General features: G+C 74.9%; 26 protein-coding genes. 13 read left to right on the plus strand and 13 right to left on the minus strand.

Annotation, left to right across the window (positions count from 1 at the left end):
• Positions 1 to 27 precede the first annotated feature (27 nt).
• A complete protein-coding gene (locus tag G3T38_RS05805; RefSeq protein WP_163771151.1) occupies positions 28 to 828 on the plus strand; it encodes a LuxR C-terminal-related transcriptional regulator in 801 nt (266 codons plus the stop codon).
• 291 nt (positions 829 to 1,119) lie between these two features.
• Here the strand turns inward: G3T38_RS05805 and G3T38_RS05810 are convergent, their stop codons facing one another.
• The gene (locus G3T38_RS05810) at positions 1,120 to 1,920 is read right to left on the minus strand and encodes an SDR family NAD(P)-dependent oxidoreductase (RefSeq protein WP_163771152.1); all 801 of its coding nucleotides are present in this window, start codon (positions 1,918 to 1,920) and stop codon (positions 1,120 to 1,122) included.
• Positions 1,921 to 2,024: 104 nt separating this feature from the next.
• Between G3T38_RS05810 and G3T38_RS05815 the strand changes: the two genes are divergently transcribed.
• The 3 genes from G3T38_RS05815 (at position 2,025) to G3T38_RS05825 (ending at position 5,392) form a co-directional block, all read left to right on the plus strand.
• The gene (locus tag G3T38_RS05815) at positions 2,025 to 3,503 is read left to right on the plus strand and encodes a carboxyl transferase domain-containing protein (protein WP_163771153.1); all 1,479 of its coding nucleotides are present in this window, start codon (positions 2,025 to 2,027) and stop codon (positions 3,501 to 3,503) included.
• Between the two features lie 254 nt (positions 3,504 to 3,757).
• Positions 3,758 to 4,432: a dTDP-4-dehydrorhamnose 3,5-epimerase family protein gene (locus G3T38_RS05820; protein ID WP_163771154.1), complete on the plus strand. Its 675-nt coding sequence runs from the start codon at positions 3,758 to 3,760 to the stop codon at positions 4,430 to 4,432.
• 189 nt (positions 4,433 to 4,621) lie between these two features.
• The gene (locus G3T38_RS05825; RefSeq protein ID WP_163771155.1) at positions 4,622 to 5,392 is read left to right on the plus strand and encodes a helix-turn-helix transcriptional regulator; all 771 of its coding nucleotides are present in this window, start codon (positions 4,622 to 4,624) and stop codon (positions 5,390 to 5,392) included.
• Here the strand turns inward: G3T38_RS05825 and G3T38_RS22520 are convergent.
• The 11 genes from G3T38_RS22520 to G3T38_RS05880 form a co-directional block, all read right to left on the minus strand.
• The gene (locus G3T38_RS22520) at positions 5,365 to 6,909 is read right to left on the minus strand and encodes a 4-hydroxyphenylacetate 3-hydroxylase N-terminal domain-containing protein (RefSeq protein WP_163771156.1); all 1,545 of its coding nucleotides are present in this window, start codon (positions 6,907 to 6,909) and stop codon (positions 5,365 to 5,367) included. The genes G3T38_RS05825 and G3T38_RS22520 overlap by 28 nt on opposite strands.
• Positions 6,906 to 8,168 carry a nucleotide disphospho-sugar-binding domain-containing protein gene (locus G3T38_RS05835; protein ID WP_163771157.1) on the minus strand — a complete coding sequence of 421 codons (1,263 nt, stop codon included), beginning with the start codon at positions 8,166 to 8,168 and terminating at the stop codon, positions 6,906 to 6,908. The genes G3T38_RS22520 and G3T38_RS05835 overlap by 4 nt, the downstream gene beginning before the upstream one ends.
• 3 nt (positions 8,169 to 8,171) lie before the next feature.
• On the minus strand, positions 8,172 to 9,395 hold the full coding sequence (locus tag G3T38_RS05840) for a class I SAM-dependent methyltransferase (protein ID WP_163771158.1): 1,224 nt from the start codon (positions 9,393 to 9,395) through the stop codon (positions 8,172 to 8,174).
• 22 nt (positions 9,396 to 9,417) lie between these two features.
• Entirely contained in the window at positions 9,418 to 10,164 is a 747-nt protein-coding gene (locus G3T38_RS05845; protein ID WP_163771159.1) for an ABC transporter permease, read from the minus strand.
• Entirely contained in the window at positions 10,161 to 11,096 is a 936-nt protein-coding gene (locus G3T38_RS05850) for an ATP-binding cassette domain-containing protein (RefSeq protein WP_163771160.1), read from the minus strand. The genes G3T38_RS05845 and G3T38_RS05850 overlap by 4 nt, the downstream gene beginning before the upstream one ends.
• On the minus strand, positions 11,093 to 12,685 hold the full coding sequence (locus tag G3T38_RS05855) for an aromatic amino acid ammonia-lyase (protein ID WP_163771161.1): 1,593 nt from the start codon (positions 12,683 to 12,685) through the stop codon (positions 11,093 to 11,095). Before G3T38_RS05855 ends, G3T38_RS05850 begins: the two co-directional genes overlap by 4 nt.
• Positions 12,682 to 13,980, minus strand: a complete 1,299-nt coding sequence (locus G3T38_RS05860; RefSeq protein WP_163771162.1) for a nucleotide disphospho-sugar-binding domain-containing protein — start codon at positions 13,978 to 13,980, stop codon at positions 12,682 to 12,684. The genes G3T38_RS05855 and G3T38_RS05860 overlap by 4 nt, the downstream gene beginning before the upstream one ends.
• Positions 13,977 to 15,407 (minus strand): NDP-hexose 2,3-dehydratase family protein, encoded by a 1,431-nt coding sequence (locus tag G3T38_RS05865; protein ID WP_163771163.1) that lies wholly within the window; start codon positions 15,405 to 15,407, stop codon positions 13,977 to 13,979. Before G3T38_RS05865 ends, G3T38_RS05860 begins: the two co-directional genes overlap by 4 nt.
• A gap of 6 nt (positions 15,408 to 15,413) precedes the next feature.
• Positions 15,414 to 16,424 (minus strand): CgnE/CgnB domain-containing protein, encoded by a 1,011-nt coding sequence (locus tag G3T38_RS05870; RefSeq protein WP_163771164.1) that lies wholly within the window; start codon positions 16,422 to 16,424, stop codon positions 15,414 to 15,416.
• A gap of 39 nt (positions 16,425 to 16,463) precedes the next feature.
• Positions 16,464 to 16,694 (minus strand): hypothetical protein, encoded by a 231-nt coding sequence (locus G3T38_RS05875; RefSeq protein WP_163771165.1) that lies wholly within the window; start codon positions 16,692 to 16,694, stop codon positions 16,464 to 16,466.
• 240 nt (positions 16,695 to 16,934) lie between these two features.
• Positions 16,935 to 17,486, minus strand: a complete 552-nt coding sequence (locus G3T38_RS05880) for a hypothetical protein (protein WP_163771166.1) — start codon at positions 17,484 to 17,486, stop codon at positions 16,935 to 16,937.
• A gap of 73 nt (positions 17,487 to 17,559) precedes the next feature.
• Here G3T38_RS05880 and G3T38_RS05885 point away from each other — a divergent pair, with 73 nt between their 5' ends.
• The 9 genes from G3T38_RS05885 to G3T38_RS05925 are packed head-to-tail and all read left to right on the plus strand — an operon-like array spanning position 17,560 to position 25,492.
• A complete protein-coding gene (locus tag G3T38_RS05885; RefSeq protein ID WP_163771167.1) occupies positions 17,560 to 18,279 on the plus strand; it encodes a methyltransferase domain-containing protein in 720 nt (239 codons plus the stop codon).
• On the plus strand, positions 18,276 to 18,842 hold the full coding sequence (locus G3T38_RS05890) for a GNAT family N-acetyltransferase (protein WP_163771168.1): 567 nt from the start codon (positions 18,276 to 18,278) through the stop codon (positions 18,840 to 18,842). The genes G3T38_RS05885 and G3T38_RS05890 overlap by 4 nt, the downstream gene beginning before the upstream one ends.
• Positions 18,839 to 19,963 carry a class I adenylate-forming enzyme family protein gene (locus G3T38_RS05895; protein WP_163771169.1) on the plus strand — a complete coding sequence of 375 codons (1,125 nt, stop codon included), beginning with the start codon at positions 18,839 to 18,841 and terminating at the stop codon, positions 19,961 to 19,963. The genes G3T38_RS05890 and G3T38_RS05895 overlap by 4 nt, the downstream gene beginning before the upstream one ends.
• A complete protein-coding gene (locus G3T38_RS05900; RefSeq protein WP_163771170.1) occupies positions 19,960 to 20,256 on the plus strand; it encodes a hypothetical protein in 297 nt (98 codons plus the stop codon). Before G3T38_RS05895 ends, G3T38_RS05900 begins: the two co-directional genes overlap by 4 nt.
• Positions 20,253 to 21,026 carry a membrane protein insertase YidC gene (gene yidC / locus G3T38_RS05905; RefSeq protein ID WP_163771171.1) on the plus strand — a complete coding sequence of 258 codons (774 nt, stop codon included), beginning with the start codon at positions 20,253 to 20,255 and terminating at the stop codon, positions 21,024 to 21,026. The genes G3T38_RS05900 and yidC overlap by 4 nt, the downstream gene beginning before the upstream one ends.
• Positions 21,023 to 21,802 (plus strand): NAD-dependent epimerase/dehydratase family protein, encoded by a 780-nt coding sequence (locus G3T38_RS05910; RefSeq protein ID WP_163771172.1) that lies wholly within the window; start codon positions 21,023 to 21,025, stop codon positions 21,800 to 21,802. Before yidC ends, G3T38_RS05910 begins: the two co-directional genes overlap by 4 nt.
• A 1-nt stretch (position 21,803) precedes the next feature.
• The gene (locus tag G3T38_RS22130) at positions 21,804 to 23,084 is read left to right on the plus strand and encodes a nucleotide disphospho-sugar-binding domain-containing protein (protein ID WP_163771173.1); all 1,281 of its coding nucleotides are present in this window, start codon (positions 21,804 to 21,806) and stop codon (positions 23,082 to 23,084) included.
• The gene (locus G3T38_RS05920) at positions 23,081 to 24,193 is read left to right on the plus strand and encodes a DegT/DnrJ/EryC1/StrS family aminotransferase (protein WP_163771174.1); all 1,113 of its coding nucleotides are present in this window, start codon (positions 23,081 to 23,083) and stop codon (positions 24,191 to 24,193) included. The genes G3T38_RS22130 and G3T38_RS05920 overlap by 4 nt, the downstream gene beginning before the upstream one ends.
• Positions 24,194 to 24,208: 15 nt before the next feature.
• A complete protein-coding gene (locus tag G3T38_RS05925; protein ID WP_163771175.1) occupies positions 24,209 to 25,492 on the plus strand; it encodes a nucleotide disphospho-sugar-binding domain-containing protein in 1,284 nt (427 codons plus the stop codon).
• On the opposite strand, the gene G3T38_RS05930 is transcribed toward G3T38_RS05925, so the two are convergent.
• Positions 25,453 to 26,751 carry a nucleotide disphospho-sugar-binding domain-containing protein gene (locus G3T38_RS05930; protein ID WP_163771176.1) on the minus strand — a complete coding sequence of 433 codons (1,299 nt, stop codon included), beginning with the start codon at positions 26,749 to 26,751 and terminating at the stop codon, positions 25,453 to 25,455. The genes G3T38_RS05925 and G3T38_RS05930 overlap by 40 nt on opposite strands.
• Between the last annotated feature and the right edge of the window lie 29 nt (positions 26,752 to 26,780).

The raw sequence follows: 26,780 nt of genomic DNA on the forward strand, positions 1-26,780 counted from the left end.
TCCGAGGAGGGGTGCGGAGGAGGTCGGGTGGACGGTCGAGCGGTGGACGAGACGCTGGGACGGGTGCGCCGCGGCGCCGCCGTCTCCCTCGCCTTCGCCGGCACCGTGACGGACGGCCGGGTCACCCTCGACCGCTTCGAGGGCCGCACGGTCGGGCGGCTCGCCGGCACGACGCTGCAACCGGGCCACGGCCTCGGCGGCCGGGTCATCGCGCTGGGACGGGCGCACGCGTTCAGCGACTACCTGAGCAGCCGCTCGATCTCCCACCGGTACGACGCGATCATCGCCGCCGAGGGGCTCCACGCGATGGCGGCCGTGCCCGTCGTGGTCGCCCGCCGCCCCGTCGCGGTCCTGTACGGCGCGCTCCACTCCCCCGGCGACCTCGGGGGCCGCACGCTCGACGTGCTGACGGCGGAGGCCCGTGCCCTCGAGCAGGAGCTGGCCGTGGCGCGCGCCCTCGACACCGGCGGCGACGACGGGGCGGCCGCCCTCCGCGAACGGGTGCGCGCGACGTACGCCGAGCTGCGCCGCCTCGCCGCCGACCTCGACGACCCGCTGCTCCGCGACGCGCTCGTGCGCGCCGCCGACCACCTCGCGCCCGAGGCGCCGTCCTCCACCGAGGCCCTGGCCGGCGTGCACCTGACCGAGCGCGAGCGGGACGTGCTCGCCCTCGTCGCGCTGGGGTCGAGCAACGCCCGGATCGGCGAGGAGCTGGGCCTGACGCTGCACACGGTCAAGGGGTACGTGAAGAACGTGATGGCCAAGCTCGGCGCCGGCACGCGGCTCGAGGCCGTCGTGCTGGCTCGACGCGCGGGGCTGCTGGCCTGAGCCGGCGGGGGCGCGGGCGGGGCCGCGGGCGGGGCTGCTGGCGGGGGCCGCGGCGGGGAAAGAAAACGCGGACCGGAGCTCCCCGGTCGAGGAAAGTGCGCGGCCGGATCGACGGGGTGAAAGAAAACGCGGACCCGGAGGCACCGGCACTCGGCGTGTCGGGCCTGCGAGTCCGCGTTTTCTTTTCTCGGGTCGACGGCGGGCGCTGCCCCGGTCCGCGTTTTCTTTTCTCGGGTCGACGGCGCGCCCTACGCCGGTCCGCGTTTTCCTTCCCCCCGGGCGCCGCACCCCTCAGATCGTCGCGACCGACCCCGAGTCGACGCGGTAGTTCGACCCGTTGACGAACGACGCCAGGTCGGAGCAGAGGAAGGCGACCACGTTGGCGACCTCCTCGGGCTTCCCGCGTCGGCCGAGCTCCATGTAGGGCCGCTCCTCGTCGAGGAAGCTCTCGATGGCCTCGTCGAACGACACGCCGAGCTCGTCGGACCGCTTCTCCATCATCGCGTCGGTCATCGGCGTGGAGATGAACGCGGGCGACACGCAGTTCACGAGGAGGCCCTCCTCGGCGTACGAGCGGGAGAGGCCCTTCGCGAACGACAGCACGCCGGCCTTGGCGGCGCAGTAGGGCAGCTCGTCGTCGTACGGCTGGAGCGCGTCCTCGCTGGTCAGGTAGACGATGCGGCCCCAACCGCCGTCGCGCAGCGCGGGCAGGAACGCCCGCGTCACGCGCACCGGCGCGAGCAGGTCGATGGTGAGGGTGTCGACCCAGCCGTCGTCGTCGATCTCGTGGAACTTGCCCTGCGCGCCGGTCACGCCGGCCGCGTGGACGAGCACGTCGATCGTGGGCACGAGCCCGAGCACCGCGTCGCGCAGCTCGAGCGCCGCCGCCTCCGAGGTGAGGTCGGCGGCCACGTGGTGCAGCCGGCCCTCCGGGGCGTCGAGCTTGGCCGCCGCCTCCGCGAGCGAGTCGGGGTCCTTGTCGCTGAGCACGACGGTGGCGCCCTCCGCGAGGAGGATGCGGGCGGTGTGCCAGCCGATGCCGGAGTCGCCGCCGGTGACGAGTGCAGTGCGTCCTGCGATGCCGAGGTCCATGGGAGAGGTTCTAGCCCCCCGCCCCAACGGGACTCACCCGTCGGGGTGGGCCGGACCGCGCCGTACCCCTCCCCCGGCAGCGCCCCCCGCGCTAGCGTCGGGGCGTGACCACGCGGCTGACCTCCCACGACCTCGTCGACCTCGTCATCGACGCCGGCACGTGGCGCTCCTGGGACACGCCCCCGGTGCGCGGCGACGTCCCGGAGGCGTACGCCGCGGAGCTCGCCGCCGCGGCCGAGAAGGCCGGCACGGACGAGTCCGTCGTGACGGGCGAGGGCCTCGTCCGCGGACGGCGCGTCGCGGTGATGGTCGGGGAGTTCCGGTTCCTCGCCGGCTCGATCGGGCGCGCCGCCGCGGACCGCGTGGTCGCCGCGGTCGAGCGCGCCACCGCCGAGGGGCTCCCGCTGCTGGCGGCTCCGGTGTCGGGCGGCACGCGCATGCAGGAGGGCACGCCGGCGTTCGTGCAGATGGTGCGGATCTCGGCGGCCGTGGCGACGCACAAGAAGGCCGGGCTGCCCTACCTGGTCTACCTCCGCCACCCCACGACCGGCGGCGTCATGGCGTCGTGGGGCTCGCTGGGCCACGTGACCGTCGCCGAGCCGCGCGCGCTCGTCGGGTTCCTCGGGCCGCGGGTCTACGAGGCGCTCTACGGCCAGCCGTTCCCCCAGGGCGTGCAGACGTCGGAGAACCTCTACGCCCGCGGCATCATCGACGCCGTCGTCGCGCCCGAGGACATCGTCGACATCGTCGACCGGGCCCTCACGATCCTGCTCGCCCGCCGCCGGGGCGTCGGCACGGTCCCGCCCCCCGAGCTCGCCCACGTCCCCGACGTCGACACCTGGGACGCCGTGACGCGCTCCCGCAACCCGGAGCGCCCGGGGGTGCGGCGCCTGCTCAAGTACGCCGCGAGCGACGTCGTCCTGCTCAACGGCACCGGCGAGGGCGAGGCCGACCCGGGCCTCATCATCGCGCTGGCGCGCTTCGGCGACGCGCCCTGCGTCTTCCTCGGCCAGGACCGGCGGGGCCAGACCCGGGAGCACCCGATGGGACCCGAGGCGCTGCGGGAGGCCCGCCGGGGGATGCGGCTGGCCTCCGACCTGAAGCTGCCGCTCATGACGGTGATCGACACCCAGGGCGCGGCGCTGTCGGCCGACGCGGAGAACGGCGGTCTCGCCGGCGAGATCGCCCGCTGCCTCGCCGACCTCGTCACCCTCGACGCCCCCACGCTGTGCCTCATGCTCGGCGAGGGCAACGGCGGCGGGGCGCTCGCGCTCCTGCCCGCCGACCGGGTCGTCGCCGCGCAGCACGCCTGGCTCTCGCCGCTGCCGCCCGAGGGCGCGAGCGCGATCGTGCACCGCGACCTCGACCACGCCGCCGACATGGCCCGCGCCCAGCAGGTGCGCGCCCTCGACCTCGCCGCCCGCGGGGTCGTCGACGTGGTCGTGCCCGAGCTGCCCGACGCCGCCGAGGAGCCCGAGGCGTTCTGCGCGCGCGTCGGCGGGGTGCTCGAGCACGAGCTGTCGCGCCTGCTCGTCGCCGGCGCCGGGTCGGTGTCGCAGCGCGCCCGTCGCTACGCGTTCTGAGGACCGGGGCGAGTCACAGGAGTTGACAACTTTCCCCGGTCAGCCGGGGAACCGACCGCTTTGACCATCAAATTTGATGGTCAAAGCGGCGTGTTCCCCGGTCGACCGGGGAACACGCCGCCGCCACGACCCCGACCGCTCCGGGTCGACCCGGAGCGGCTCCGCTCAACCTGCGCGGCGGGCGTCGGCTGCGTCCGTTCCCCGGCGCTAGGGTCTCTACCGACCCCGACGTGCCGCGGCGACAGGGAGAGGCCATGAAGGTAGTGCCGACCCGCATCGAGGGTGCCTGGACGGTGACCCCGGTGCAGATCCCCGACGAGCGTGGCGTCTTCCTGGAGTCGTTCCGTCGCGACACGATCGCGGAGCTGACCGGCCACGACCTCGACGTGTGGCAGACCAACGTGTCGGTCAGCGGCCGGGGCACGGTGCGCGGCGTGCACTTCGCGGACGTGCCGCCGGGGCAGGCCAAGTACGTCACGGCCCTCACGGGGTCGTTCCTCGACTTCGTCGTCGACCTGCGGGTCGGGTCGCCGACCTTCGGGACGTGGGAGAGCGTGCGGCTCGACAGCGTCGACCGGCGCGCCGTGCTCATCGGCGAGGGGCTGGGCCACGCGTTCTGCGCGCTCGAGGACGCCTCGACGGTGCTCTACCTCTGCTCCAGCGTCTACGCACCGGAGCGGGAGCGGACGGTGAGCCCGCTCGACCCCGCGCTCGGGCTGCCGATCCCCGCCGACATCGAGCCCGTGATGTCGGCCCGCGACTCCGGAGCACCCACGCTCGAGGAGGCCCTCGCCGCCGGTCTCCTGCCGTCGTACGGCGCGGCGGACGGCGCACGTGAGGGCGCGACGGACCTTCTCGAACAACGATCAGCCGACCTCACGAGTTCCCGTCATTCGCCACAAATTCTGGACGATTCCGGTCGTTTCTGATACTGGAATCTGGGTTCCTCCTTTCCGTATTCTCCTAGGGGATCGGACGACCACGAGTGCTGGGACACCATGGGAGAAGGGTCCTGGCGCTCCGACGAGGGGGCGGCACCGCATGAGGTTCTCGGGCAGACGGCACGACGACGACGAGGGCGGCGGCGACGCTCGTCCGGTCGCCGGGGTGTCCGCGCGATGACCGAAGCGCCACCGGCGCCCCGTCCGCACCTCGGCGTCGACGACGACACCGGCGCGATCCCGGGCGCCGGCACCACGGACGCCGGCGACGCACCGGCCGAGCTGCTGGTGCTGAGCAACCGGCCCTTCATCGCCTCCACGTTCGCCGAGCAGGCGGCCGCCCGCGGGCTGACCTCCACCCGCGTCGTCCTCGGCGAGTCACCCATCGACCCCGCCCTGGTCGCCGCGAGCACCTGGGTCGTCGTCGACGTCTGCGGGGATCCCGCGGCCGCCGTGCGGTGGTGCCGCGCGCTGCCGCCGGCCACGACCCACCTGGTGCTGCTCATCACCTGCGAGCGCTCCGTCAGCAAGTCGGCCCTGGCCCAGCTGCTGAAGTGCCGGCCCTCCGGCGTGCTCGGCGCCGGGCTCGCCCCCGAGGAGCTCGTGTCAGCGCTGGAGATGATCCAGTGCGGCCACATGATCGTGCAGCTGGACCGCGCGGGCGAGACCGGCCGCTTCCTGCAGTCGCTCCTGCTGCGCGGGGCGCAGACCGCCGCCGTGCCCTCGCTCAGCTCTGACGAGCGGGAGCTCCTCGGCATGGTGGCGCAGGGTCTCTCGGACCTCGAGATCGCTCGCAGCTGCTACGTGAGCGAGGCGACCGTACGGCGCCGGGTGTCCGCGCTGCGCAAGCGGACCGACACCGCCCGGCGCGTCGAGCTGGCGGCGTGGGCGGGTGCCCACGGCTACTACGACCTCCCCGGTCACTCCACCCAGCCGTCGAGGTCGTAGGACGCCATGCAGTCGTCGACCAGCGCCAGCATGCGGTCGGCGAGGCCGGACCCGGCGGCCCCCCGCGCCACCTGGATGCGGGTGTCCTCCTCGTTGCCGGCATAGCTCCGCTCGTAGAGCTCGTGCCGGCCGCCGAACTCGGTGCCGACGGCGTCCCAGAGGAGCTTCATCACCTTCACGCGCCCGACGGCGTCGTGGCCCCCGGAGCCCCGCAGGTAGCGGTCGAGGAGGGCCCGGACCTCGGGCGCGGCGAAGTCCTCGACGCCCGAGTTGAGGTAGATGAGCCCGCTGCCGACGGTGCTCAGCACGAGGCTGCGGACCTGGGCGTAGGCGATGGGGCCGAGCACGCGGTAGGCGAGCGCGTACTCCGCCGGCGGCTGCACGTAGGGCCCCGTCCACGGGCCCGCGGAGTGGATCATCGCGTCCGACAGCGCGCGCATGGTGTGGCGCCACGTCATGACCTCGCCGACCGCGGCCTGCGTGCGCCGGAAGTCGCCGGTGCCGTTCACCTCGATCGCGCGCAGCATGAGGCCGGCGATGAACTCGAGCTTCACGGCGAGGCGCGTCGCCCCGTGCAGCGCGAAGCGGGGCAGGAACCCCGAGCGGTGGAAGAAGCCGTTCGCCATCTCCACGTCGCGGTAGACGAGGATGTTCTCCCAGGGGATGAGTGCCTTGTCGAACACGATGATCGTGTCGTTCTCGTCCATGCGGCTGCTCAGGGGGTAGTCGAAGGGCGAGCCGTTGGCGGCGGCCGACTGCGCGTAGGACGTGCGGCACAGGATCGTGCAGCCCGGGGTGTCGACGGGGGCCATGAACGCGAGGGCGAACTCCGGCCGCTGCACCGGCATCCCGTGGTGCGCGATGAAGTTGTGGTGGGTCAGCGCCGACCCGGTCGCGACGACCTTCGCGCCCGACACGATGACCCCGGCGTCGTTGTCGCCCTCCGCGTGCACGTAGACGTCCCGCACCTCGTCGGGCGGCAGGTGGCGGTCCACGGGCGGGTGGACGAGCGCGTGGTTGACGTGGAGCACCCGCTCCTGCGCCGCGGTGAACCAGCGGCGTGCGTTGGGGGCGTACTCGCCGTAGAAGTCCGCGTTCGCGCCCAGCGTCGCCAGGAACGACGCCTTGTAGTCCGGGGTGCGACCCAGCCAGCCGTAGCAACGGCGCTGCCACGCCTCGATGGCCGTGCGCGCGGTCTCCAGGTCCTCCTTCGACCGCGGGGGCCGGAAGAACGGGTGGGTGAACCCGCCGTTCCCGGTGTCGGTGGGGACGGTGAGGTCCGACCGGCTCGGCTCCTCCCACAGGGCGTCGTAGAGCCCGGCGATCACGCGCGCGTTCGCGGCGAAGGCGGGGTGCGTCGTCACGTCCTTCACCCGCTCGCCGTGGATGACGACCTCCCGGCCGTCGACCAGGCTGTCGAGGTACTCCGCGCCCGTGAACGGACGCACCGCCCCGGGCGTGCTCTCGTACGTCGTCACCGCTGCCTCGTCTCCTCGATCGTCGTCGTTCGTGGTCACCGGCACAGCGCCCCCAGCGGGGCAGCCAGCTCGGCCGGCCCGGGCATCGCCCGTGCCTCGTCCTGCAGTCGTCGGGCGGCGGCCGCCGCCGTCCCCGACCGCAGCAGCCCGTCCGCTGCGGCGGTCACGGCCGCCGGCGACGCCGCGGCCCGCTCCAGCACCGCGGCCGCTCCCGTGGCCGCCAGGTGGGCGGCGAGCTCCGGGCTGTCGAACTCCCCGGGCACGACGAGCTGGGGTACGCCGTGGGCCACGCCGGTCGTCACCGTCCCGGGCCCGCCGTGGCTGACCAGCAGCGAGCACGACCGCATGAGGGCGTCGAGGGGGAGGAACGGTTCGACCCGCACCCCGTCGGGCAGGTCCACGCCGTCGAGGGTCTCCGGCGCCGCGGTCGCCACCACCACGTCGGCGCCGAGCCCGCCCAGCCCGCGCACCACGTCACCGAGGTGGGCGCCGTCGGTGCCGAAGTGCTCCGCCCCCGTCGTGCCGAAGCACACGACCACGCGGGGGCGCCGGGGCCGCTCGGTGAGCCACCGCGGCAGCACCGAGCGTCCCGGGAAGGGCACGGGTCGCACCGGCAAGACGGCGCCGCTCCCCGACGTGGGCGCGGACGACGGCACCGACGACGGCCCCCGCAGCGCAGCGGGCAGGAAGGTGATCGTCGCCTGGCCGACGGCGAGCTCCTCGGCCCAGGCCACGCCGTACCGGCGCGCGCAGCGCTCGAGCCACTCCCGCAACGCGTCGGGTCCGGGCTCGGCGGCGTGCACCCGGGCGCGCAGGCGGGCGAACACGTCGACCGTCCAGACGAAGCGCGCGTGCGCCGCGCCGCACGCCGCGGCGGCGACCGCCCCGGCGTAGGTCGACGTCTCCCAGACCACGACGTCGGGGCGCCAGCGGCGCGCGAGGCGTACCACCGCGTCGAGCATCGGGTCGTTGACCGTGCGCCACCACCAGGTCACGACCTCGGCGTAGTCGGCGCGCAGGCGTTCGTCCGGCGGGGCGGCCGACCGCGCCCGGCCGAGCACCGACGCGAAGCCGGGCACGTCGGTGTCGCGCTCGAACCCCACGTGCCGCATCACCCGCCAGAAGCCGTGGTCACGACCGACCGCGGCCACCGGCAGCCCCGTGGCGGCCACCTGCGCGGCAGCGGCCGGCTGGGTCGCGACGAGCACCTCGTGCCCGGCCGCCCGCAGCCCCCAGCCGAGCGGCACCAGCGGCTGCGTGGTGGTGCGCTCGGCGTAGGCCACGAGCAGGACCCGCACGGCTCAGTCGACCTGGACCCGGGGCACGTAGGTCAGCCACGAGCCCCCGGCGTCGGCGAAGCCCTGCTCCTTGGCGCGGATCTCGGTCGCGTGGTTCCAGGCGAACAGCAGCGCGATGTCGGGGTAGGAGGCGCGGAACCCCTCGCTCGGCACCACCGGGATGCCCGACCCGGGAGTGACCCGTCCCTGCTTCGTCGGGCTCGAGTCGTAGACGACGGGGACGAGGTCGGGCCCGATGCCGCAGTAGTTGAGGACGGTCGCGCTCTTCGCCGTCGCCCCGTACGCCGCGACGCTGCGCCCGGCGGCCCGCGCCTCCTCCAGCACCGCCACCAGCTCGTCGGCGTTGGTGCGCACCCGCTCGCCGAACTCCCGCAGCCGGGCCGGGTCGGTCACGCCCGCGGCACGCTCCTGCTCGAGCGCGGCCTCCACGGCCGGGGCGGGGGTCCGGGCGCCGGCGCGCGCCAACGTGTAGCGCAGCTCGCCGCCGTGGACGGCCTGGGGCGCGACGTCCACGAGCTCGAGGCCGTGGCGGCGGGCCATCGCCTGCACCGAGTGGACGCTGAAGTAGTAGAAGTGCTCGTCGTAGAACTGGTCGAAGGCCGTGGTCGCGAGGATGTCGCCGAGGTAGGGGTCCTCGAAGCAGAAGACGCCGTCGTCGTGGAGCAGCGCCTCCACCCCCGCCAGCACGGAGCCGATGTAGGGGATGTGGCAGAGGGTGTTCGCCGCGAAGACGACCTTCGCCGGCCCCTCCTTGGCCCGCACCTCCCGCGCAAGCTCCTCGTCGAAGAAGTCGACCCGCACGTCGACCCCCAGGCTCGCGGCGCGCCGGGCCACCGCCGCGGACGGCTCGACGCCGAGGTGGCGGACCCCGGCCGCCGCGACGTGCTTGAGGTAGACCCCGTCGTTGCAGCCGAGCTCGACCACGAAGGGGTCGTCGATGCGCAGCTCGCGCTCGAGGGCGTCGCGGGCCGCGGCCTCGAAGTGCTCGGCCATGTGGGTCGAGCCCGACGAGAGGTAGGGGTAGTCCTCGCGGAACATCAGCTCGCGGGGCACCTCGTGCACCATCTGCACCATCGTGCAGCCGGTGCAGGCTGCGATCTCCAGGTGGAACCTGAAGTCGCTCGACTCCTCCGCGGTGGCGAAGTCGTTGGACAATGGCTGCTCGCCGAGGTCCAGGAAGGGCGCGAGGCCCTCGCCGCAGACGCGGCACCGTGCCGGTTCGCTCATCGATTGCTCCCTCTCGATCGGGTCACTTCCAACGGAAGACACGGGTGGCGACGAGCGTCGGCACCACGGCGGTGGCGGCCAGCGTCAGCAGGTCGCGGGCCTCGGGGACGTCACCGAGCCAGGCGGACTGCATGGCCTGCGTGCCCGCACCGAAGGGCAGGACGCGCCCGATCTCGGTGAGCACGCCGGGCAGCACGTCGGGGGGCACCGTGCCGCCGCCGAGCGTGAGCATGCCGAGGAAGACGACGAGGCCGACCGCCGTCGCGCTGCTCGAGGAGGGCACGAGGGCGGCGAGGACGAGGCCGATGCCGTACATCGCGGCCGTGGTGAGGAGCGCCGCGAGGACGGTCCAGAACAGCAGGCGCGGCGGGACGAGCTCGAAGGCCGTCGCCACCACCACCAGCGACAGGATGGTGCCGACGATGCCGAGCACGGCGTTCACGCTCACCTGGCCGAGGAGCACCCAGGATGGTCGCGCCGGGGTGACGGCCAGACGGCGGAGCACGCCCTCGCTGCGGTAGGAGGCGAGGAACGACGGCATGTTGACCAGCGCGAGGATCGCGACGATCGTGGCGAACCCGTTGGGGATGCCGATCGCGCTGGCGGCCGGGATCCCGGTGCCGTCGACCCCGCCCTCCTCGGCGGTGAGGCCGCTCATCACGATGATGAGTCCGGGCAGGGCCAGCGGCAGGAAGACGCCGGCGGGGTCGCGCCAGACCAGCTTGGCCTCCGTGGCGACGACCTGGCGGACTGCGGTGGCGGTGCTCATCGGTCCTCCTCCGTGCGACCCGCGGCGGTGCCCGTCAGCTGGAGGAACGCGTCGTCGAGCGTCCCCTGGTGGACTCGCACCCGTTCGTAGCCGACGCCCCAGCCGTGCAGGGCGCCCGTGATCGCCGTGACCAGGTCGCCCCGGCCCAGCACGTGCACGGTGGACCCGTCGACCTCCACCCCCGTGACCCCCGGGAGCCGCTCGAGGTCGGCGACGGGCACCCGACCGGCCACGTCGAACGTGACCCGCTGGCCCCCGACGGTGCTCTCGATGATCCCGCCGGTGGTGTCCGTGGCGACGATGCGGCCGCCGCGCATGAGCGCGACCCGGTCGCAGAGGCGCTCGGCCTCCTCCATGAAGTGGGTGATGAGCACGACGGTCAGGCCGCTGTCGCGCAGGTCGAGGATCGTCTGCCACATCGCCCGGCGGGCGGTCGGGTCGAGACCGGTCGTGACCTCGTCGAGGATGGCGACCTTGGGTCGGCCGACGAGGGCCAGCGCGATGGAGAGCCGCTGCTGCTGCCCGCCGCTGAGGCCCTCGAAGGGGGTCGACCGCTTGTCGGTCAGCCCCACCCGCTCGAGCATCTCGTCGACGGGCACCGGATCCGGGTAGAAGGAGGCGTAGAGCTTGACCGCCTCGCGCACCCGCAGCTTGGCGGGCAGACGGCTCTCCTGCAGCTGGGCGCCGAGCACCTGCCGCAGTGCGTCCCGGTCCGCGAAGGGGTCGATCCCCAACACGTGGACGGAGCCGGAGTCGGGGCTCGTGAGGCCCTCGATGATCTCGACCGTGGTGGTCTTCCCGGCTCCGTTGGGACCCAGGATCCCGAAGATCTCCCCGGTCCCGACCGTCAGGTCGACACCGTCGAGGGCCGTGGTCCCGCGGTAGGTCTTGCGCAGCTGCCGGACCTCGATGGCTGGCGTGGCAACGTTCACTGTCGTCTCCCGAGCTCCTCGGCGAGGGGGTCGTCTCCCCCGGGTTCGTCGTGCTCCTCCACGGCGTCGAGCACCAGCCGCGCGCACTCCCGCACCTCGGCGGCGAGCGGCCGGTCCTCGACGAGCGGCGGGCAGGCCGCCGCGACGCGCGCCCACAGGCCGGTGGCCGGCCGCCCTCCGAGCGCGGCGTGCTGGGCGAGGCCGACGGCGAGCGAGCCGATCACCCAGCGCGCCGTCGCGAGCGCCTCGCCGACGGCGATGGCCCCGTTCAGCGACATGGGCACGTGGTCCTGGTTGGCCCCGTTCGTGGGCAGCGAGGTGAGCGTCGTCGGCTGCACCCGCTGCCGGATCGAGGACACGAACGAGGTCGCGCTGATCTGCACGCCGGCGAGGCCGCTGCTCAGCCCCGGCGAGGACGTCAGCATCGGGGGCAGCCCGCCGTTCAGCTCGCTCGCGCAGAGCACGCCGAGCTGGCGCTCGAGCAGGAACGCCACCTGCTGCAGGCCCAGACCGGTCTGGTCGGAGGCGAGGCCCACCGGCAGCGAGTGGAAGTTCGCGCCGTGGAGCACCCGGCCGTCCACGCAGACGGGGTTGTCGGTCACCCCGCTCGCCTCGCCGAGCAGGATCTCCTCGCAGGACCGGGCCTGGTCGAGCACGGCGCCGAGCACCTGGGACGCGGCGCGGATGCTGTAGACCTCCTGGAGCGGACGCCCCTCCACCCGCGCGGGCCGGTCGGGGTCGAGCGCGTCGCGGATCCACGCGGCGACCTCCGCCTGGCCCGGTTGGCGCCGGACCGCGGCGATGGCCGGGTCGAGCGACTCGCTGCCGATCCCCACGACCTCGACGAGGCGCGCCGTGAGCAGGGCGGCCGCGCGCACGTGGGCCTGGAGCTCGTGGAGGTTGACGAGGGCGGCGGCGAGGCTGACGCTCGTGCCGTTGACGAAGGCGAGCGCGAGGCGGGCCGGCCACGTGACGGGGGCACAGCGGATGTCCGCCAGGGCGCGGGCGGAGTCGACCACCTCCCACGCACCCGCGGCGTCCCGGACCCAGGCCTCGCCCCGGCCGGCCATGGCCAGCGCCGCGGCGGCCAGGGGCTGGAGGTCGCCGCTCGCGCTCACGGTCCCGGCGCCCGGGACGGCGGGCACGAAGCCGCGGTCGTGGAGCCGGGCGAGCGACTGCCACTGCTCCGGCGTCACGGCGGAGAAGCCCTGCCGCATGCCGTGCAGCCGCAGGAGCACGGCGAGGCGGCAGACCCGCGGGTCGAGGTGGCGCCCCTGGGCGGTGCCGAGGTGGTGGATGAGGCCCATCCCGGTGCGCGTCCCGTCCCCGGCCCCCGGGTGGTCGACGAGGGCGCCGAAGCCGTTCGTCACGCCGTACACCTGCACGTCGGCGGCGAGCGCGCCCTCCATGACGGCGACGCTCTGGTCCATCGCGGCCCGCTCCTCCGCGGTGAGCGGGGGCACGGGGGTCGCGACGTCGCCGCCGGCGACGAGCGCGCGCAGCGAGGTGAGCGGCGGGGTGGGTGAGGGTGACGTGGGGAAGGAGGACGCGTCGGAGGTGGTCGAGGGCGTCGGGGCGGTCGTCGTCATCGGGCGGCTCCTGCCGTGGCGAGGGGCGCGGCGGGCGTGCCCCGCACCAGGTCGGTGAGGGTGGTGCCGAGCTCGTAGGGGTCGGGCATCGCGCGGACCTCGTCGCGCAGGGCGCGGGCGGCCCTCCGGTGCGACGGGCCGTCGAGCAGCGCGGTCACGTGGTCGCGCACCGTGGCGGCGTCGGCCTCCTCGGCGGGCACCGAGCGGGCGGCGCCCTGCGCCACCAGCCCCGCGGCCAGCAGGGGGGCGTCGAACTCGGCGGGCAGCACGAGCTGCGGCACGCCGTGCACCGCCGCGGTCGCCACGGTGCCGGGTCCGCCGTGGTTGACGGCCGCCGCGCAGGTGGGCAGCAGGGCGTCCAGCGGCACGTGCTCCTCGAGCCGCACGTTGCCGGGCAGCGACCCCAGCGACGCGTGCTCGGACGGCGCGAGCGCGGCCACGACCTCGACGTCGAGCGCGGCGAGACCGTGGACGACCTCCGCGGCCGAGCACACGTAGCGGCCGAAGCGCGCCACCGACGACGACCCGAGGCAGACGCTCACCCGCGGCCGACCGGTCGGCTCCGGCGGCTCCGTGAGGACCCAGGACGGGACCGGCCGGGACCCGTTGTAGGGCACGTGGCGCACCGGCAGGTAGGCCACGTCCGCCGGGTCCTCCGCCCGGAGGGCGGCGGGCAGCTGGGTGATCGTCGCCTCGCCGTGCACCAGGCGCTCGCTGAACTCCACGCCGTACGGCGCGGCCGACCGCCCGATCCACTCCTCGAGCGGGTCGGGCCGGGGGCCCGGGGCACCGTCGGCACGCAGCCGCAGGAACTGCCGGCGGAAGCGCGCGACGAGGTCGAGGCTCCACGCGAAGCGCACGTGGCGCGCGCCGACCGCCTCGGCGGCGACGGCCCCGGCGAAGGTGGTCGTCTCCCAGACCACCAGGTCGGGCCGCCAGCGGCGGGCCAGCGCGACGAGGCCGGCGCACATGGGGTCGCTCACGAGCGCCCACCACCAGCGCACGAGGTAGGTGTAGCTGCGCGTCACGACCTCCCCGTCCACGCCGGGGCGCAGGCAGGCGGTGTCCATCCCGCCGCTCACGCGACGCCGGGGCGGGACGCGCTCGAGGAGGGCCCCCAGCCGGTGGTCCCGGCCGACGCCCACCGTCGGCAGCCCGCTCGTCGCCAGCGCGTCGACGAGGTCGGGCTGGGTCGCGAACAGCACGTCGTGGCCGGCCGCGCGCAGGCCCCACCCCACTGGGACGAGACCGGCGGCGTGGCTCCACTCCGCCTGCGAGACCAGGAGGACCCTCATGCGGCGTCCCCCGGGGTCGCCGCCAGGCCGTGGGCCGCGGCCACGAGGGTGCGCAGCTCGACGTTCACGTAGTGGCTGTGCTGCAGCAGGCTGCCGAGCTGGTGCAGGCTCATCCAGCGGAAGCCGGGCGGCTCGGTGCCGACCGCGGCGTCGTCGACCGCCACGAGCCGGTAGCGGGTGCGGGCGTCCCAGAACCGGCCGCCCTCCTCCGAGAGCACGGACTCGAAGAGCACCGTGGCGGGCGGCGCGTCGACGGCCAGCGTCCGGAGCGGCGGTGGCACGGCGGCGTCGGTCGCGTCCTGCAGGGTCGGGCCCAGCTCGACGCCGTCGCGGTAACCGGGCGACGGGCTGGCCCGCACGAGCAGGTGGAGCACGTCGTCGACCGCGGCCGCCAGGCAGACCGCCAGGCCCTCGGAGCGGGGCGCGAGCAGCGGCTGGCGCCAGGTGCGCACCTCACGGCCGTGGGCCTCGACCTGCACGCCCCGGATGGCGAAGCGGTCGCCGTCGACGTGGCGCAGCTCGCCGTCGACGTGGTGCCAGCCGTCGCCGACCTCGCGCAGCGGCACGAGCGCGGCGCGACGCAGCGGGCGGCTCCGCAGGCCGGTGAGCCAGCTCAGCAGGTCGGCGTAGGGGTGCAGCGCCTCGGTCGTGGGCGCCAGCGATGCCCGCACGGTGCGGGCGAGCCGGTCGTCGAGGCCGGGGACCGGCTCCTCCCACCCACCGATCAGGTGCAGGGGCAGGCAGGAGAGGACAGTGCGTGCGTCCATGTTGACGAGGTCGGCCTCGAGCAGGCAGCCGTAGAGGTCCTCGAGAGGCACCCAGCGGAAGCCGGGGAGCACCTCGAGCACCTCCCGGTCCTCGAGGAGCACGAGCATGTTGCGGTTCCGCTTCTGGAAGAACCACGCCGCCTGCTCCGACTGCAGCACGTCGACGAGCACCCGGCCCCGACCGGCGTCGGTGAACCACGAGAGGTAGGGCACCGACGCGCCGCCGTGCTTGCCCGTGTAGTTGCTCCACGTCGCCTGCACCGTCGGGCTGAGCTGCACGCCGTTGCGGTTGCCGGGCTCCGCCTTCGCCTGCACGAGCACGTGGAGGCGTCCCTCGGCGCGAGCGGCGACGAAGCCGAGGATCCCGACCTCGGGCTGGTCGATGATCGGCTGGCTCCACCCCTCCGGCCGTGGCGTGCCCGGGTGGGCGTCGGCGTCGGCGACCGGCCCCACGTGCAGGCCGGTGACCCGGAAGAATCCGCCGCTGGGGTGGACGAGGTCGCCCGTGTCCGGGTCGGCGCGCCACGGCGCGATGTCGTCGAGGTCGACCTGGCGCACCGTCATGGTGTGCCGCGCCGCGACGTCGGCCAGCCACGACTGCACCGCGGCCACGCCCGGTGGCGTGGTCCGCCGCGGGGCCAGCTCGTCGACGGAGGTCATGACCGCTCAGGCCTGGAAGTCGGTGGTGGCGTCGATGGCGATGAAGTCGACGTGCGCCCCCGTGAGCCCCTCGCCGACAGCGATGTGGACCCCGATGGCGCCCTCGTTGAGCTGCGAGTTCACCGACCAGTCGACCTCGTCGGGCTTCATCGCCGCGTTGGAGCTGAAGGCCAGCTCGGTGAGCATGCCGCCCAGCCCGGCGTTGGTGTGCTCCAGCAGCTCCGGGGCGATGTCGCGGCCCGAGGTCGTCAGCACCCTGCGGAGCACCGAGTGCTCGACCGTCAGCCGCAGCGGGAACTCGCCGGCGCGGGCCAGCGAGCGCAGCAGCTCCCAGGCCGCGCCCTGCATGGCGCGCACGTCGTCGCCGACGTGGCGGTGCACCGCCACGGAGACGCCGTCGGCGACGAACTCGCCGTTGACGTCGAAGCCCGGCTTGATGCCGGCCATGAACTCGTCGGGCACCGACACGAGCCCGACCTCGAAGTAGGCGCCCACGCTCTCCCACTCGCCCGGGGCGAGCTCGGGCTCGATCTTGGGCCGGAGCATGGTGATCTCGTCGAGCTCGCACCGCAGCTCGGCGTCGGCGCTCGAGACGACCATCGTGGACGAGCCCGCCACTGCCTCGAGGAGCACGTTGTTGCGCTCGGCGGCGTCGACGAACGACGAGCGCGCCATCTTCTCGAGCGTGTAGAGCACGGCCTCCGGGGCGGGGTCGAACGCCACCCCCGCCACGATGAGCACCCGCGAGTCGGCGAAGTACTCCCGCCAGACGTCGTGGTTGGACACGTCGAGCGGTGTCGTCGGGATGGCGACGACGTTGCGGCGCTCGTCGGGCGAGAGCCCGGAGAGGTGCTCGAAGTGGAGGGCGCCCACCCCGCGCTCGTGGAGCATCCGGAGCAGGGCCCGCGAGTCGGTGAGCAGCAGCGGCTCCTCGCCCTCGAAGACCGGCAGCAGCGACTGCGTGAGCCGCTCGGCGAAGCCGGCCTCCTGCTCCGCGGGGGTGTCGGTCACGGTCATGGCGGCGCTCCTTTCCGAGAACAGGGCTTGGGGGCGGGCTCAGAAGCCCGACGAGCAGGGGCATCCGGCCGGCGGCGGGGTCTCCCCGTCGGGGCCGGTGCGGTCGACGACCTCGCGCTCCGTGCCACGCACGTCGACCGAGGCCCGGCTGTGGCTGGTGCCGCCGACGAAGCTCACCCGCGCCGTACGGCGGGGCGTGGCTCCTGCGGCTGCCGGCGGCGGGGCGGAGGGCCCCGCGGCGGTGTCCGGCCCGATGCGCTCGTCGGTCATCACGTCGTCCTCCCGGCCACGGTCGCAGGCTCCCTGCGACCTCGTCGTGCCCTGGACGCTAGGCAGGCGCCGACGCGCCTCGGAAGGCTCGGGAGGCCACGCGAGCGGAACCGGTCCGCCGGGTGCGCGGGCCGGGTCGCCCCTGAGCGGAGCCGGTCAATCCGGGGGTCGGGGACGACCGCTCGCGGCGGTCCTCACCTAGCGTGGCGAACTGCCGCGGGTCGCCGGCCGTGCCGGCGCTCAGTCGCCGAGGAGCGCCCCCAGGACCTCACGGCCCTCGCGGTCCCAGTCCGACCGGTAGACCGCGACCACGTCCATGTCGAGCGTTCGGGAGCCATCGTGCAGGTAGTCGCGCAGCGTCCCCTCGAGACGCGCCCCCGGCGCGTCCCACGCCCACGCGCCGTGGACCTCGTGCACGTAGACCTTGGCCACGCGCCACGTCGCGAAGGCGACGTTGAGCAGCAGCAGCCGCGTCTCGTGCGCCACCGCGTCGGCCACGCCCGGAGCGAGCTGCAGGCCGGCCCGCACGTGGCCGGCGTGCGGGTCGAGGTCCCAGAGGGTCGCGACCCCGACCGGGTCGCCGCCGTCCGCACCACCGGGGCGCACGTCGTACTGGAGCGCGATGCGGCCCGGCTCCGCCGGGCAGGCCAGCTCCGTGACCAGGTCGAGGTCGGGCATCCCGGCCGCGTCGGCCGGTGCGAGCCCGAGCTCCTCCTGCAGGTCGAGGGCCGATCGGAAGGACGTGGGCTCGAGCTCGACACGCGCCGTCGCCAGCGCCGGGAAGAGGGTCACGGTTGCTCCTGCGCCTCGTGGGTGGGGACCGTCGGTGGCCGACCCTATGCCACGAGGGGACGGTGACCGGGCCGTGTTCTCCGAGTCGGCTGACCTCTACGACCTCGTCTACGAGGGCGCGGGGAAGGACTACGAGGCCGAGTTCGCGCACCTCCTCGGGCTCCTCCGCGACCGTCTCCCGGGGGCGCGGACGCTGCTCGACGTCGCCTGCGGCACGGGCAAGCACCTGGCGCTCCTGGCGGACGAGCTGAGCTGCACCGGCGTCGACCTCGACCCCGGTCTGCTGGCCGTGGCGACGGGGCGCTGCCCCCGGGCCGAGCTGGTGGTCGGCGACATGCGCACGTTCGACCTCGGCCGCACGTTCGACATCGTGACCTGCCTCTTCGGCTCCGTCGGCTACATGCTGACGCTCGATGACCTGGGCCGGGCGATCGCCACCATGGCCCGCCACGTGCGTCCCGGTGGGCTGCTCGTCGTCGAGACGTGCAACGCGCCGACGGAGTGGAGCACCGACCTGGTCGGGACGGTCGTCGTGGAGCGGCCGGGCTTCTCCGCGGTGCGGATGGGGTCGTCGACGCGGCACGGGCGGGTCGCGGAGGTCGAGCTGCAGTACCTCATCGGGTCGGCGGCGTCGGGGATCGAGCACGTCGTGGAGCACCACGCGCTCGGCCTGTTCACCGAGGAGGAGTACGCCGAGGCCTTCCGCACCGCGGGCCTGGCCGTCGAGCGGGCACCCTCGGGCCCCTTCCCCCGCCGGATCCTCGTGGGTAGGGCGCCGGAGGTGCCCGCATGAGCACCGCCCTCACCCCGCACCTGCGCACCCGCCGGGTCTCGCTGCGGCAGGGCGGGCACGACGTGGGACGCACGGTCTACCGCTTCCTCACCGCGTTCGGCACCACGGCGCTCGGCGACCCGGACGTCTTCGCGCGCGGCATCACCGCCGACGTGAGCGCCCTCTTCACCGTGCACGTCGGCCGGGACGAGGACCCGGTCGGCTTCGCGATGCTGCAGAACCTCCGCACGGGTCGACACGTCGAGGTCGGCATCTACACCGACGCGGAGCGCACCCCGCTGGGGGCCGGGGCCGAGGCCACCCTGCTCGTCGTCAACTACGCCTTCGCCGCCCTCGGGGTGCGCAAGGTGTGGTCGGTGACGACCGAGCACAGCAGCTCCGACTTCGGCGTGGCCTTCGCCGACGAGCGCCGGGAGGCCGTCATCCCCGACCACTTCTGGTTCCAGGGCCGGCACTGGGACGCCCACTGGTACTCGATGGAGCGCGACTCCTGGAGCGCGGAGGGGGCGCCGTTCCTCGAGCGGCTGACCCCCCGCACCGGGTCGCAGGAGGTGAGCCCGTGAAGGACGTGACGCTGACCCCCGAGGAGGTGCTGGCGTGGCCCCACGACGCCGACCTCCTCAACTCCCGACCATGGCACGTCGACTGGAGCGGCACGCGGCTCGCCGACCTCGAGCGGCTCGTGGAGGAGCGGATGCCGCCGCGCTGCGCGTTCCACACGTCGGGCTCCACGGGCCCACCGCGCCCCTGGGAGATGCGGCCCGAGCAGATGCTGGCCGAGGTGCTGGCCCTCGGTGACGTCCTCGCCGCCGGGGGCGGGATCGACGCGGTGGTCGCCTTCGCGCCGCCGCGCCACCGGTACGGCGCGCACTGCTCCGTGCTGCTGCCCGCGGCCCTCGGCGTACCCGCCTGGGTGCGGCCCCGGTCGATGGGCGCGCTGCCACCGCTGCGCGGCCGGGTGCTGGTGGTCGGCATCCCGAGCACCTTCGCGATCCTGCGGCACCGCCTCGCGTGGCTGGAGGCCGCCGCCGCGGTGACCGTGCTGCACAGCTCGGCCACGCTGCCGGCCGCGGCCGGTGCGCTCGAGGACGAGGCGGCGCTCGCCGCCCCCGGCGCGGACCTGACCGTCGTCGAGCTGCTGGGCTCCACGGAGTCGGGGGCCGTCGCCACGCGGCGCCGGGGCGACGACCTGTGGACCCTCCTGCCGGGGGTGTCGTTCGCGGGTCCGCGCGAGGAGACCGCCGGTCCCGAGGAGCGGCTGGTGGTGCGCAGCCCCTGGCTGGCCCGGGCGCCCGGCAGCGCGGAGGACCGCGTCGTGCACCGGCTCGACGACGTCGTCGAGCGGCATGGGCCCGACCGGCTCCGTCTCGTCGCCCGCGCCGGTCGGTTCGTCAAGGTCAACGGCGTGCGCCACCACCTCGACGAGGTCGCGGCGCGCTTCGGGGCGCAGCTGCGCCGCGAGGTCGCCTGCATCGGGGTGGTCGACCCCGACGTGGGCGAGCACTTCGAGCTCTACGTCGTCGAGCCGACCGCCGGCCTCGTCGACATCGGCGACGACCTGCGGCGGGCCATCGACGTGGTGGGCGTCCACCCCCGCCGGGTGCGGCTCGTGACCGAGCTCGTCACCTCGAGCACGGGCAAGGTCGTGTCCGGTCAGACCTACTTCCGGGAGGAACGGCAATGAGCACCACGCGCAGCGCACTGTGGACCGAGGTCCGCGACCACGTCGAGACCGAGGCCGGGGTGCTCACCTGGATCCAGTCGGACGCCGAGGGTGAGGCGGGCGGGACGTCCGTCGCGTTCGAGGACCTCGACTCCTTCACCTTCATCCAGCTCCTCCTCTCCGTGGAGGCCGCCTTCGACGTCGAGCTCCTCGAGGAGCTCGGCGACTTCCGCGGCACCACGTTCGACGACGTCACCGACTTCGTCGTGGCGCAGGTCGAGCGCTCGCGCGGCGAGGCGGCCGCCCGGTCATGAGCGGGGCCTGGGACGCGGTCGAGTCGGTGCTGCAGCTCGTGCTGCTCGCCCTCGACGGCGCCTTCGCCGCGCTCGGCGCGACCCGGTGGTGGTCGTGGGGCTTCGCCGTCGTCGCCCTCACGCTGCTGGTCCGCGCGGCGCTGCTGCCCACGTTGGCGCTGCAGCTGCGCTTCACGCGGCGCATGGACGCCCTCGAGCCGCAGCTGCAGGAGATCCGGGAGCGCCACGGCGTCGGCTCGACGCCGCTCGTCAAGCGGCCGGGCAAGGCCGCCGCCGCCTGGGTGCGCGCCGAGGAGGAGCAGGACGCGCTGCTCAAGGAGCACGGCGTGCGGTGGTGGGTGGGCTTCCTCCCCGCCCTCGTGCAGATCCCCGCCGTCGTCGCGGTGCTCCGGCTCTTCGGCAGCGCCGACCGCACGGCGGACCTGCACCCCGCCACCTGGGCCGCCGTCCCGGCACCGACCACCACGTTCCTGCACCACGACGACGGTCGTGCCGTCGTGCTGGCGACGGTGCTCGTCGCCGTCGTCCTCGTCCACGTCGGGCAGCGACGCGCGCTCGCAGCGCGTCCCGATCCCGCGGCGGTGACCCCGACCGGTCGCCGCCTGCGGCTGGCGGCGCTGCCCGTGCTGGCGGGGGCGCTGGCCCTCAACCTCCCCCTCGCGATCGTGCTGTCGCTGACGACGAGCCTGCTCTGGGGGATCGGACAGTCGACCTGGATGGCGGCGCGCCGTCGCGCCCCCCGTCCGCAGCCGGAGGTGGCACGAGCATGAAGATCATCGGGACCGGCTTCATCGCCACCCACCTCGAGCGGATCGCCCACCAGCACGACGACGTGGTCGCCCTCGCCGCCGGGGTCTCCTTCCCCACCAACCCCGTCGAGTCCTACGTGCGGGAGCGCAGCCTCGTGGAGTCGGTCGTCGAGGAGTGCCTGCGCGACGACCGCAAGCTCGTGTTCATGAGCAGCGCGGCGGTCTACGGCCGCACGGACGAGCGCGGGAGCGAGGACGAGCCGCCCGACCCACCCACGCCGTACGGTCACCACAAGGCCTCGCTGGAGGCCCTGATCCGCGACTCGGGGGTGCGTCACCTCAGCCTGCGGCTCGGCTACGTGCTCGGTCGCGACGCGCCCCCGCACCGGCTCGTGCCCTCGCTCGTGCGCCAGGTCCGCGCCGGGACGGTGACCCTGCACCGCCACGCCTACCGCGACCTGCTCGACGTGGGCGACATGGTCACCATCACCGACGGGCTGCTGCGCAACGGCGTGACCGACCACGTCGTGAACGTCGCCTCCGGGCAGTGCGTGCTGATCGACCGCATCGTGCGCCACGTCGAGCGGCGCCTCGGGATGCGCGCGCAGTGGGTGCGCCTCGACGAGGGCGCGCGGCACTGCATGTCGACGGACAAGATGCTCGGCCTGCTGCCACCGGACGTCGAGCTGCACTTCCCGCCCGACTACTTCCGCACGGTGATCGACGGCTACCTCCGCGCGGTGGGCATCGAGGTGGACGCCGACGTGGACCACGCGAGCCGGCCGGGGGTGGGCTGAGGTGCGGGTCCTCCTCGTCAGCTACGCCGAGCGCACGCAGGCGGAGCCCCTGGTGCCCCTGGCCTGGGCGCTGCGCTGCGCCGGCCACGACGTGCTCGTCGCGACCCAGCCGGAGCTCGTCGAGACCATGGCCGACAGCGGGCTGCCCGTGGTGGCCGTCGGCCGGTCGCTGCCCCTCTACCGGTTGTGGGACCACGCGGAGCACGAGGGCGACGCCGACGGGGACCTCGACCTCGTCGACCCGACGGTGCCCCTCGCCTGGGAGACCGCCGCCCCCGCCTTCGCCGACCTCGTGCAGTGGTGGTTCCGCACGGCCAACGAGCCGCTGGTGGGCGACCTCGTCGCCCTGTGCCGGGAGTGGGAGCCCGACCTCGTCGTGTGGGAGACGGTCACCGTCGCGGGCGCCGTGGCGGCCCGCGCCTGCGGGGTGCCGCACGTGCGGTTCCTGTGGACCTACGACTTCCTCGCCTCGGTGCTGCGGCGGCTCCGGGACGTGCAGCCGCCCGGCGCCACCGAGCCGCTGACCGCCTGGCTCACCACCGTGGCGGCGCGGTTCGGAGTCGAGCTGGACCCGGCGGCGGTGACCGGGGACGCGACGATCACCTTCCTCCCCGCGGCGCTGCGGCGCCTCGACGACCCCGACCTGACCTACCTGCCGATGCGGTTCGTGCCCTACGCCGGTCCCGTCGTCGTGCCCGACTGGGTGCACGACGAGCCCACCGCCCCCCGCGCCTGCGTGACGCTGGGGACCTCGGCGCTCGACCGCTTCGGCCGGCTCGTCGTGCCGGCGGCGACCGTGGTGCGGGGCGTCGCCGCCGTGGCCGCCGAGGTGCTCGTCACCCTCGACGGTCCCGAGGACGCCGGTCTCGACCCGGCCGAGGTGCCCGGGCACGTGCGCTTCGTGGGCCGCGTCCCGCTCGACGCCGTGCTGCGCACCTGCGACCTGGTCGTGCACCACGGCGGCCCCGGCACGGCGATGACCGCGGTCGCCGCCGGGATCCCGGCCCTCGTCGTGCCCGAGGAGTTCGACGCACCCGTGCTCGCCCGGCTGCTCGCGGACACCGGGGCCGCGCTGCGCCTCGGCCTCGACGAGCTGACGGAGGCCTCCGTGGCGGAGGCCGCACGGCGGCTCCTCGACGACCCCGTGCTCCGGGAGGAGACCGCGCGCCTGCGCGACGCCCTGCTCGCCACGCCGAGCCCCCACGACCTCGTCGACGCCCTCGAGCGCCTCGTCGAGCACCCCGCCCCCTGTCCGGAGACCACCCGAGGAGCCGAGCGATGACCATCCGCGTCTGGGACTACCTGACCGAGTACGGCGCGGAGGAGGCCGACCTCCTCGACGCCGTCCGCACCGTGTTCGCCTCCGGCCAGCTCGTGCTCGGCCCCGCCGTCGAGGGGTTCGAGCGGGCCTTCGCCGACTTCCACGGCGTGCGGCACGCCGTCGGCGTCGACAACGGCACCAACGCGGTGGAGCTGGCGCTGCGCAGCGCCGGCGTCGGCCCCGGCGACGAGGTCGTCACGGTCTCGAACACCGCGGCGCCCACGGTCGTCGCGATCGACGCGATCGGCGCCGTGCCGGTGTTCGTCGACGTCCGCGACGACGACACCTACCTCATGGACGTGGCGCAGGTGCGGGACGCGATCACGCCACGCACGCGGGCGGTGCTGCCCGTCCACCTCTACGGCCAGTGCGTCGAGATGGAGCCGCTCACGACGCTCGCGGCCGAGGCGGGGATCGCCGTCGTCGAGGACTGCGCGCAGGCGCACGCCGCGCGGCACCACGGGCGGCTGGCGGGCACGTTCGGGCGCACCGCGGCGTACTCCTTCTACCCGACGAAGGTGCTCGGGGCCTACGGCGACGGCGGCGCGGTCCTCACCGACGACGACGAGGCGGCGGCGCGCACGCGGCGGCTGCGCTACTACGGCATGGAGCGCACCTACTACGTCGTCGAGCGGCCGGCGCTCAACTCCCGGCTCGACGCGGTGCAGGCCGAGATCCTGCGGCGCAAGCTGGGTCGCCTCGACGACTACGTGGCGGCGCGCCGCGAGGTCGCCCGTCGCTACGACGAGGCACTGGCCGGCACCGACCTCGTGCTGCCCGCGGTGGCGCCGGGCAACGAGCACTCCTACTACCTGTACGTCGTGCGGCACCCCGAGCGCGACCTCGTGCTCAAGCACCTGGCCGAGCGCGGGATCGCGCTCACCGTCAGCTACCCGTGGCCCGTGCACACGATGTCGGGCTTCGCGCACCTCGGCGTGCCGCGGGGCAGCCTCCCCGTCACCGAGGCGGCGGCCGAGGAGATCTTCTCGCTGCCCATGTATCCCCACCTCTCCCCCGAGATCCAGGACACCGTCATCGAGAACCTCCTCGACGTGCTCCGCGACCTCTGAGCGCCCGCGACCTCGATGCGGGTCCTCGTCACCACCCACGCCGAGCGCACCCACCTGCTCGGGCTCGTGCCGCTCGCCTGGGCACTGCGGGCCGAGGGCCACGAGGTGCTCGTCGCCGTGCAGCCGCGGCTCGCGGCGACGGGCCACGCGGCGGGGTTGCCGGTCGCGGCCGTCGGCCGGGACTCGCAGCTGTGGCGGGTGCGCGGGGCGGTCGGCGGCAGCGACCGGGTGCCGGGGCTGGGCCTCGGGTCGGGCCCTCATCCGGGCCCGGCCGACTGGCCGGTGCTGCGCGAGGAGCTGGAGCGGGTCGTGCCGTGGTGGTGGCGCCTCGTCAACGACCCCATGGTGGACGACCTCGTGGGGCTCGCGCGGCGCTGGCGTCCCGACCTCGTGCTGTGGGGGGCGGTGACGTTCGCCGGGGTGCTGGCCGCCCGCGCGGCGGGAGCCGCCCACGCCCGGGTCCTCTTCGGCGTCGACCTCGCCGGGCGCCTGCACGCGGCGTACCGGCGCGGTCGTCCGCCCGCGGTGCGCGAGGACCCGCTGGTGGACTGGCTGGGCCGCACCGCGGACCGCCTCGGGACGGGGTTCGACGCCGGGGACGTGCTCGCCGCTCCGACCGTGGACCCGCTGCCGCCGTCCCTCGGGCGGCCGGACGGCGAGCGGGCCGGGTCGACGGGGCCGCTCCACCCGCTGCGCTTCGTGCCCTTCAACGGGGACGGCACGCTCCCCGCCTGGCTGCGTCGACCGCCGAGGCGACCGCGGGTCGGCGTCAGCCTCGGGCACTCCTCGGCGGACGACCCCGCCCGCTTCCGCGACCTGCTGGCGGGGCTGGCGCGGCTCGGGGGGCTGGAGGTGGTAGCGACCGCGCCGGCGGAGGTACGGCGCGCGCTCGGCCCGCTGCCCGAGGCGGTGCGCGTCGAGCCGTTCGTGCCCCTCGACGCGTTGGCCGCCACCTGCCAGGTGGTGGTCGACCACGGCGGGGGCGGCACGGTGTGCACGGTCGCGCGCCACGGCGTACCGCAGCTCGTCGTGCCGCAGCACTACGACGAGCCGGTGCTCGCGGCGCGGATCGAGCGCGCGGGGGCGGGGCTCGCCCTGGCCCCGGAGCACGCGACACCCGCGGCCGTGCACGACGCCGTGCAACGCCTCCTCGAGGAGGAGCGGTTCCGCGCGGGCGCCGCCGCCCTGCGGCGGGAGCTGCTCGCGATGCCCAGCGCCCGCCGGGTGGCGGCGGACCTCGGGGCGGGGGTGGCCGCCGCTCAGGCCGCGACAGGTCGGGCCGCGAGCGCCTCGAGCTGAGGGACGAGGCCGGCTGGCGGCGGCATCCCCGCCATCTCGCCGGCGAGCCGCGCCGCCCCCGCGCGCAGTGCGCCGTCGTGGAGCAACCGGTCGACGGCGGCCGTCACCGCCGCGGCTCCGGCCCGCTCCGGCGGACAGGTCAGGCCCGCCCCGGAACGCGCGAGGAGGTCGCCCAGCAGGGCCTCGTCGTAGGTGTCGTCGGGCACGACGAGCTGCGGTACGCCGTGGCGCGCGACCGTGCACATCGTCGCGGCGCCGCCGTGGTCGACCACGGCGCTGCACGTCGCGGCCAGGGCGTCGAGCGGCACGAACGACTCGAGACGCACGTGAGCGGGGAGCGGCCCCACCGACGCGTGCAGGTCTGCCGGCACCGTGGCGACGACCTCGACGTCGAGCTCGGCGACCCCGAGGAGCAGGTCACGGAGCGCCACGCCGTACCGCCCGTGGTTGGTGATGGACGACTGCCCCAGCGTGACGCAGACGCGGGGGCGGCGCGGCCGCGACCGCAGCCAGGCGGGGAGCACCGCACGACCGTTCGACGGGACGTAGCGCACCGGGAGCGTCGTCGTGGCGGGAGCGGCGGTGGCGCTTCCGATCCCCGGGTTCAACGCGGGTGGCAGGTAGTCGACGGTCGCGAGCCCCGTGAGGAGGCGCTCGTCGGCGCCGCCCCGGTAGCCCAGGGCGGCGAGGCGGCCGCCGATCCAGCCGAGGACGGGGTCGGGCGCCGGGCCCGCGGCGGCGGCCAGCTCGCGGTAGCGCCGCCGCGCCGGCGTGAGCAGGTCGGAGCCCGACAGGACGCGGGCGTGGGGCACCCCTGCCGCCGTCGCGGCGATCGACCCCGCCCACGTGAACCCCTCCCAGAGCACGAGGTCGGGGCGCTCGCGGTCGAGGAGGGCGACGAGGTCGGGCACCAGCGGGTCGTTCATCAGCCGCCACCAGAGCCCGACGTTCTCGCGGTAGAACGCCTGCCACTCCGGCCACGTGCGGCGGCGCACCGCCGCGGGGGCGAACCCGGAGGTCGTGCCCCCGGGCGACGCGTCCTCGCCGCGTTCGAGGGCATCGAGGCGCTCGAGCGCGCGGTAGGCGCGGTGGTCGCGGCCGAGGGGAGCACCCCGGAGACCCGCCCCGGTCACGACGTCGAGCACCCGCGGGGGCGTCGCCACGGTCACCTCGTGCCCGGCGGCGCGCAGTGCCCAGGCGACCGGGACGAGCGGGAGCACGTGGGTGCGCTCCCCCAGGGCCGTCATCACCACCCGCACGGCGGCTCCCCCTCGGATCGGTCCTCGTC

This window comes from Nocardioides zeae, assembly GCF_010686755.1.
GTDB lineage: Bacteria > Actinomycetota > Actinomycetes > Propionibacteriales > Nocardioidaceae > Nocardioides > Nocardioides zeae.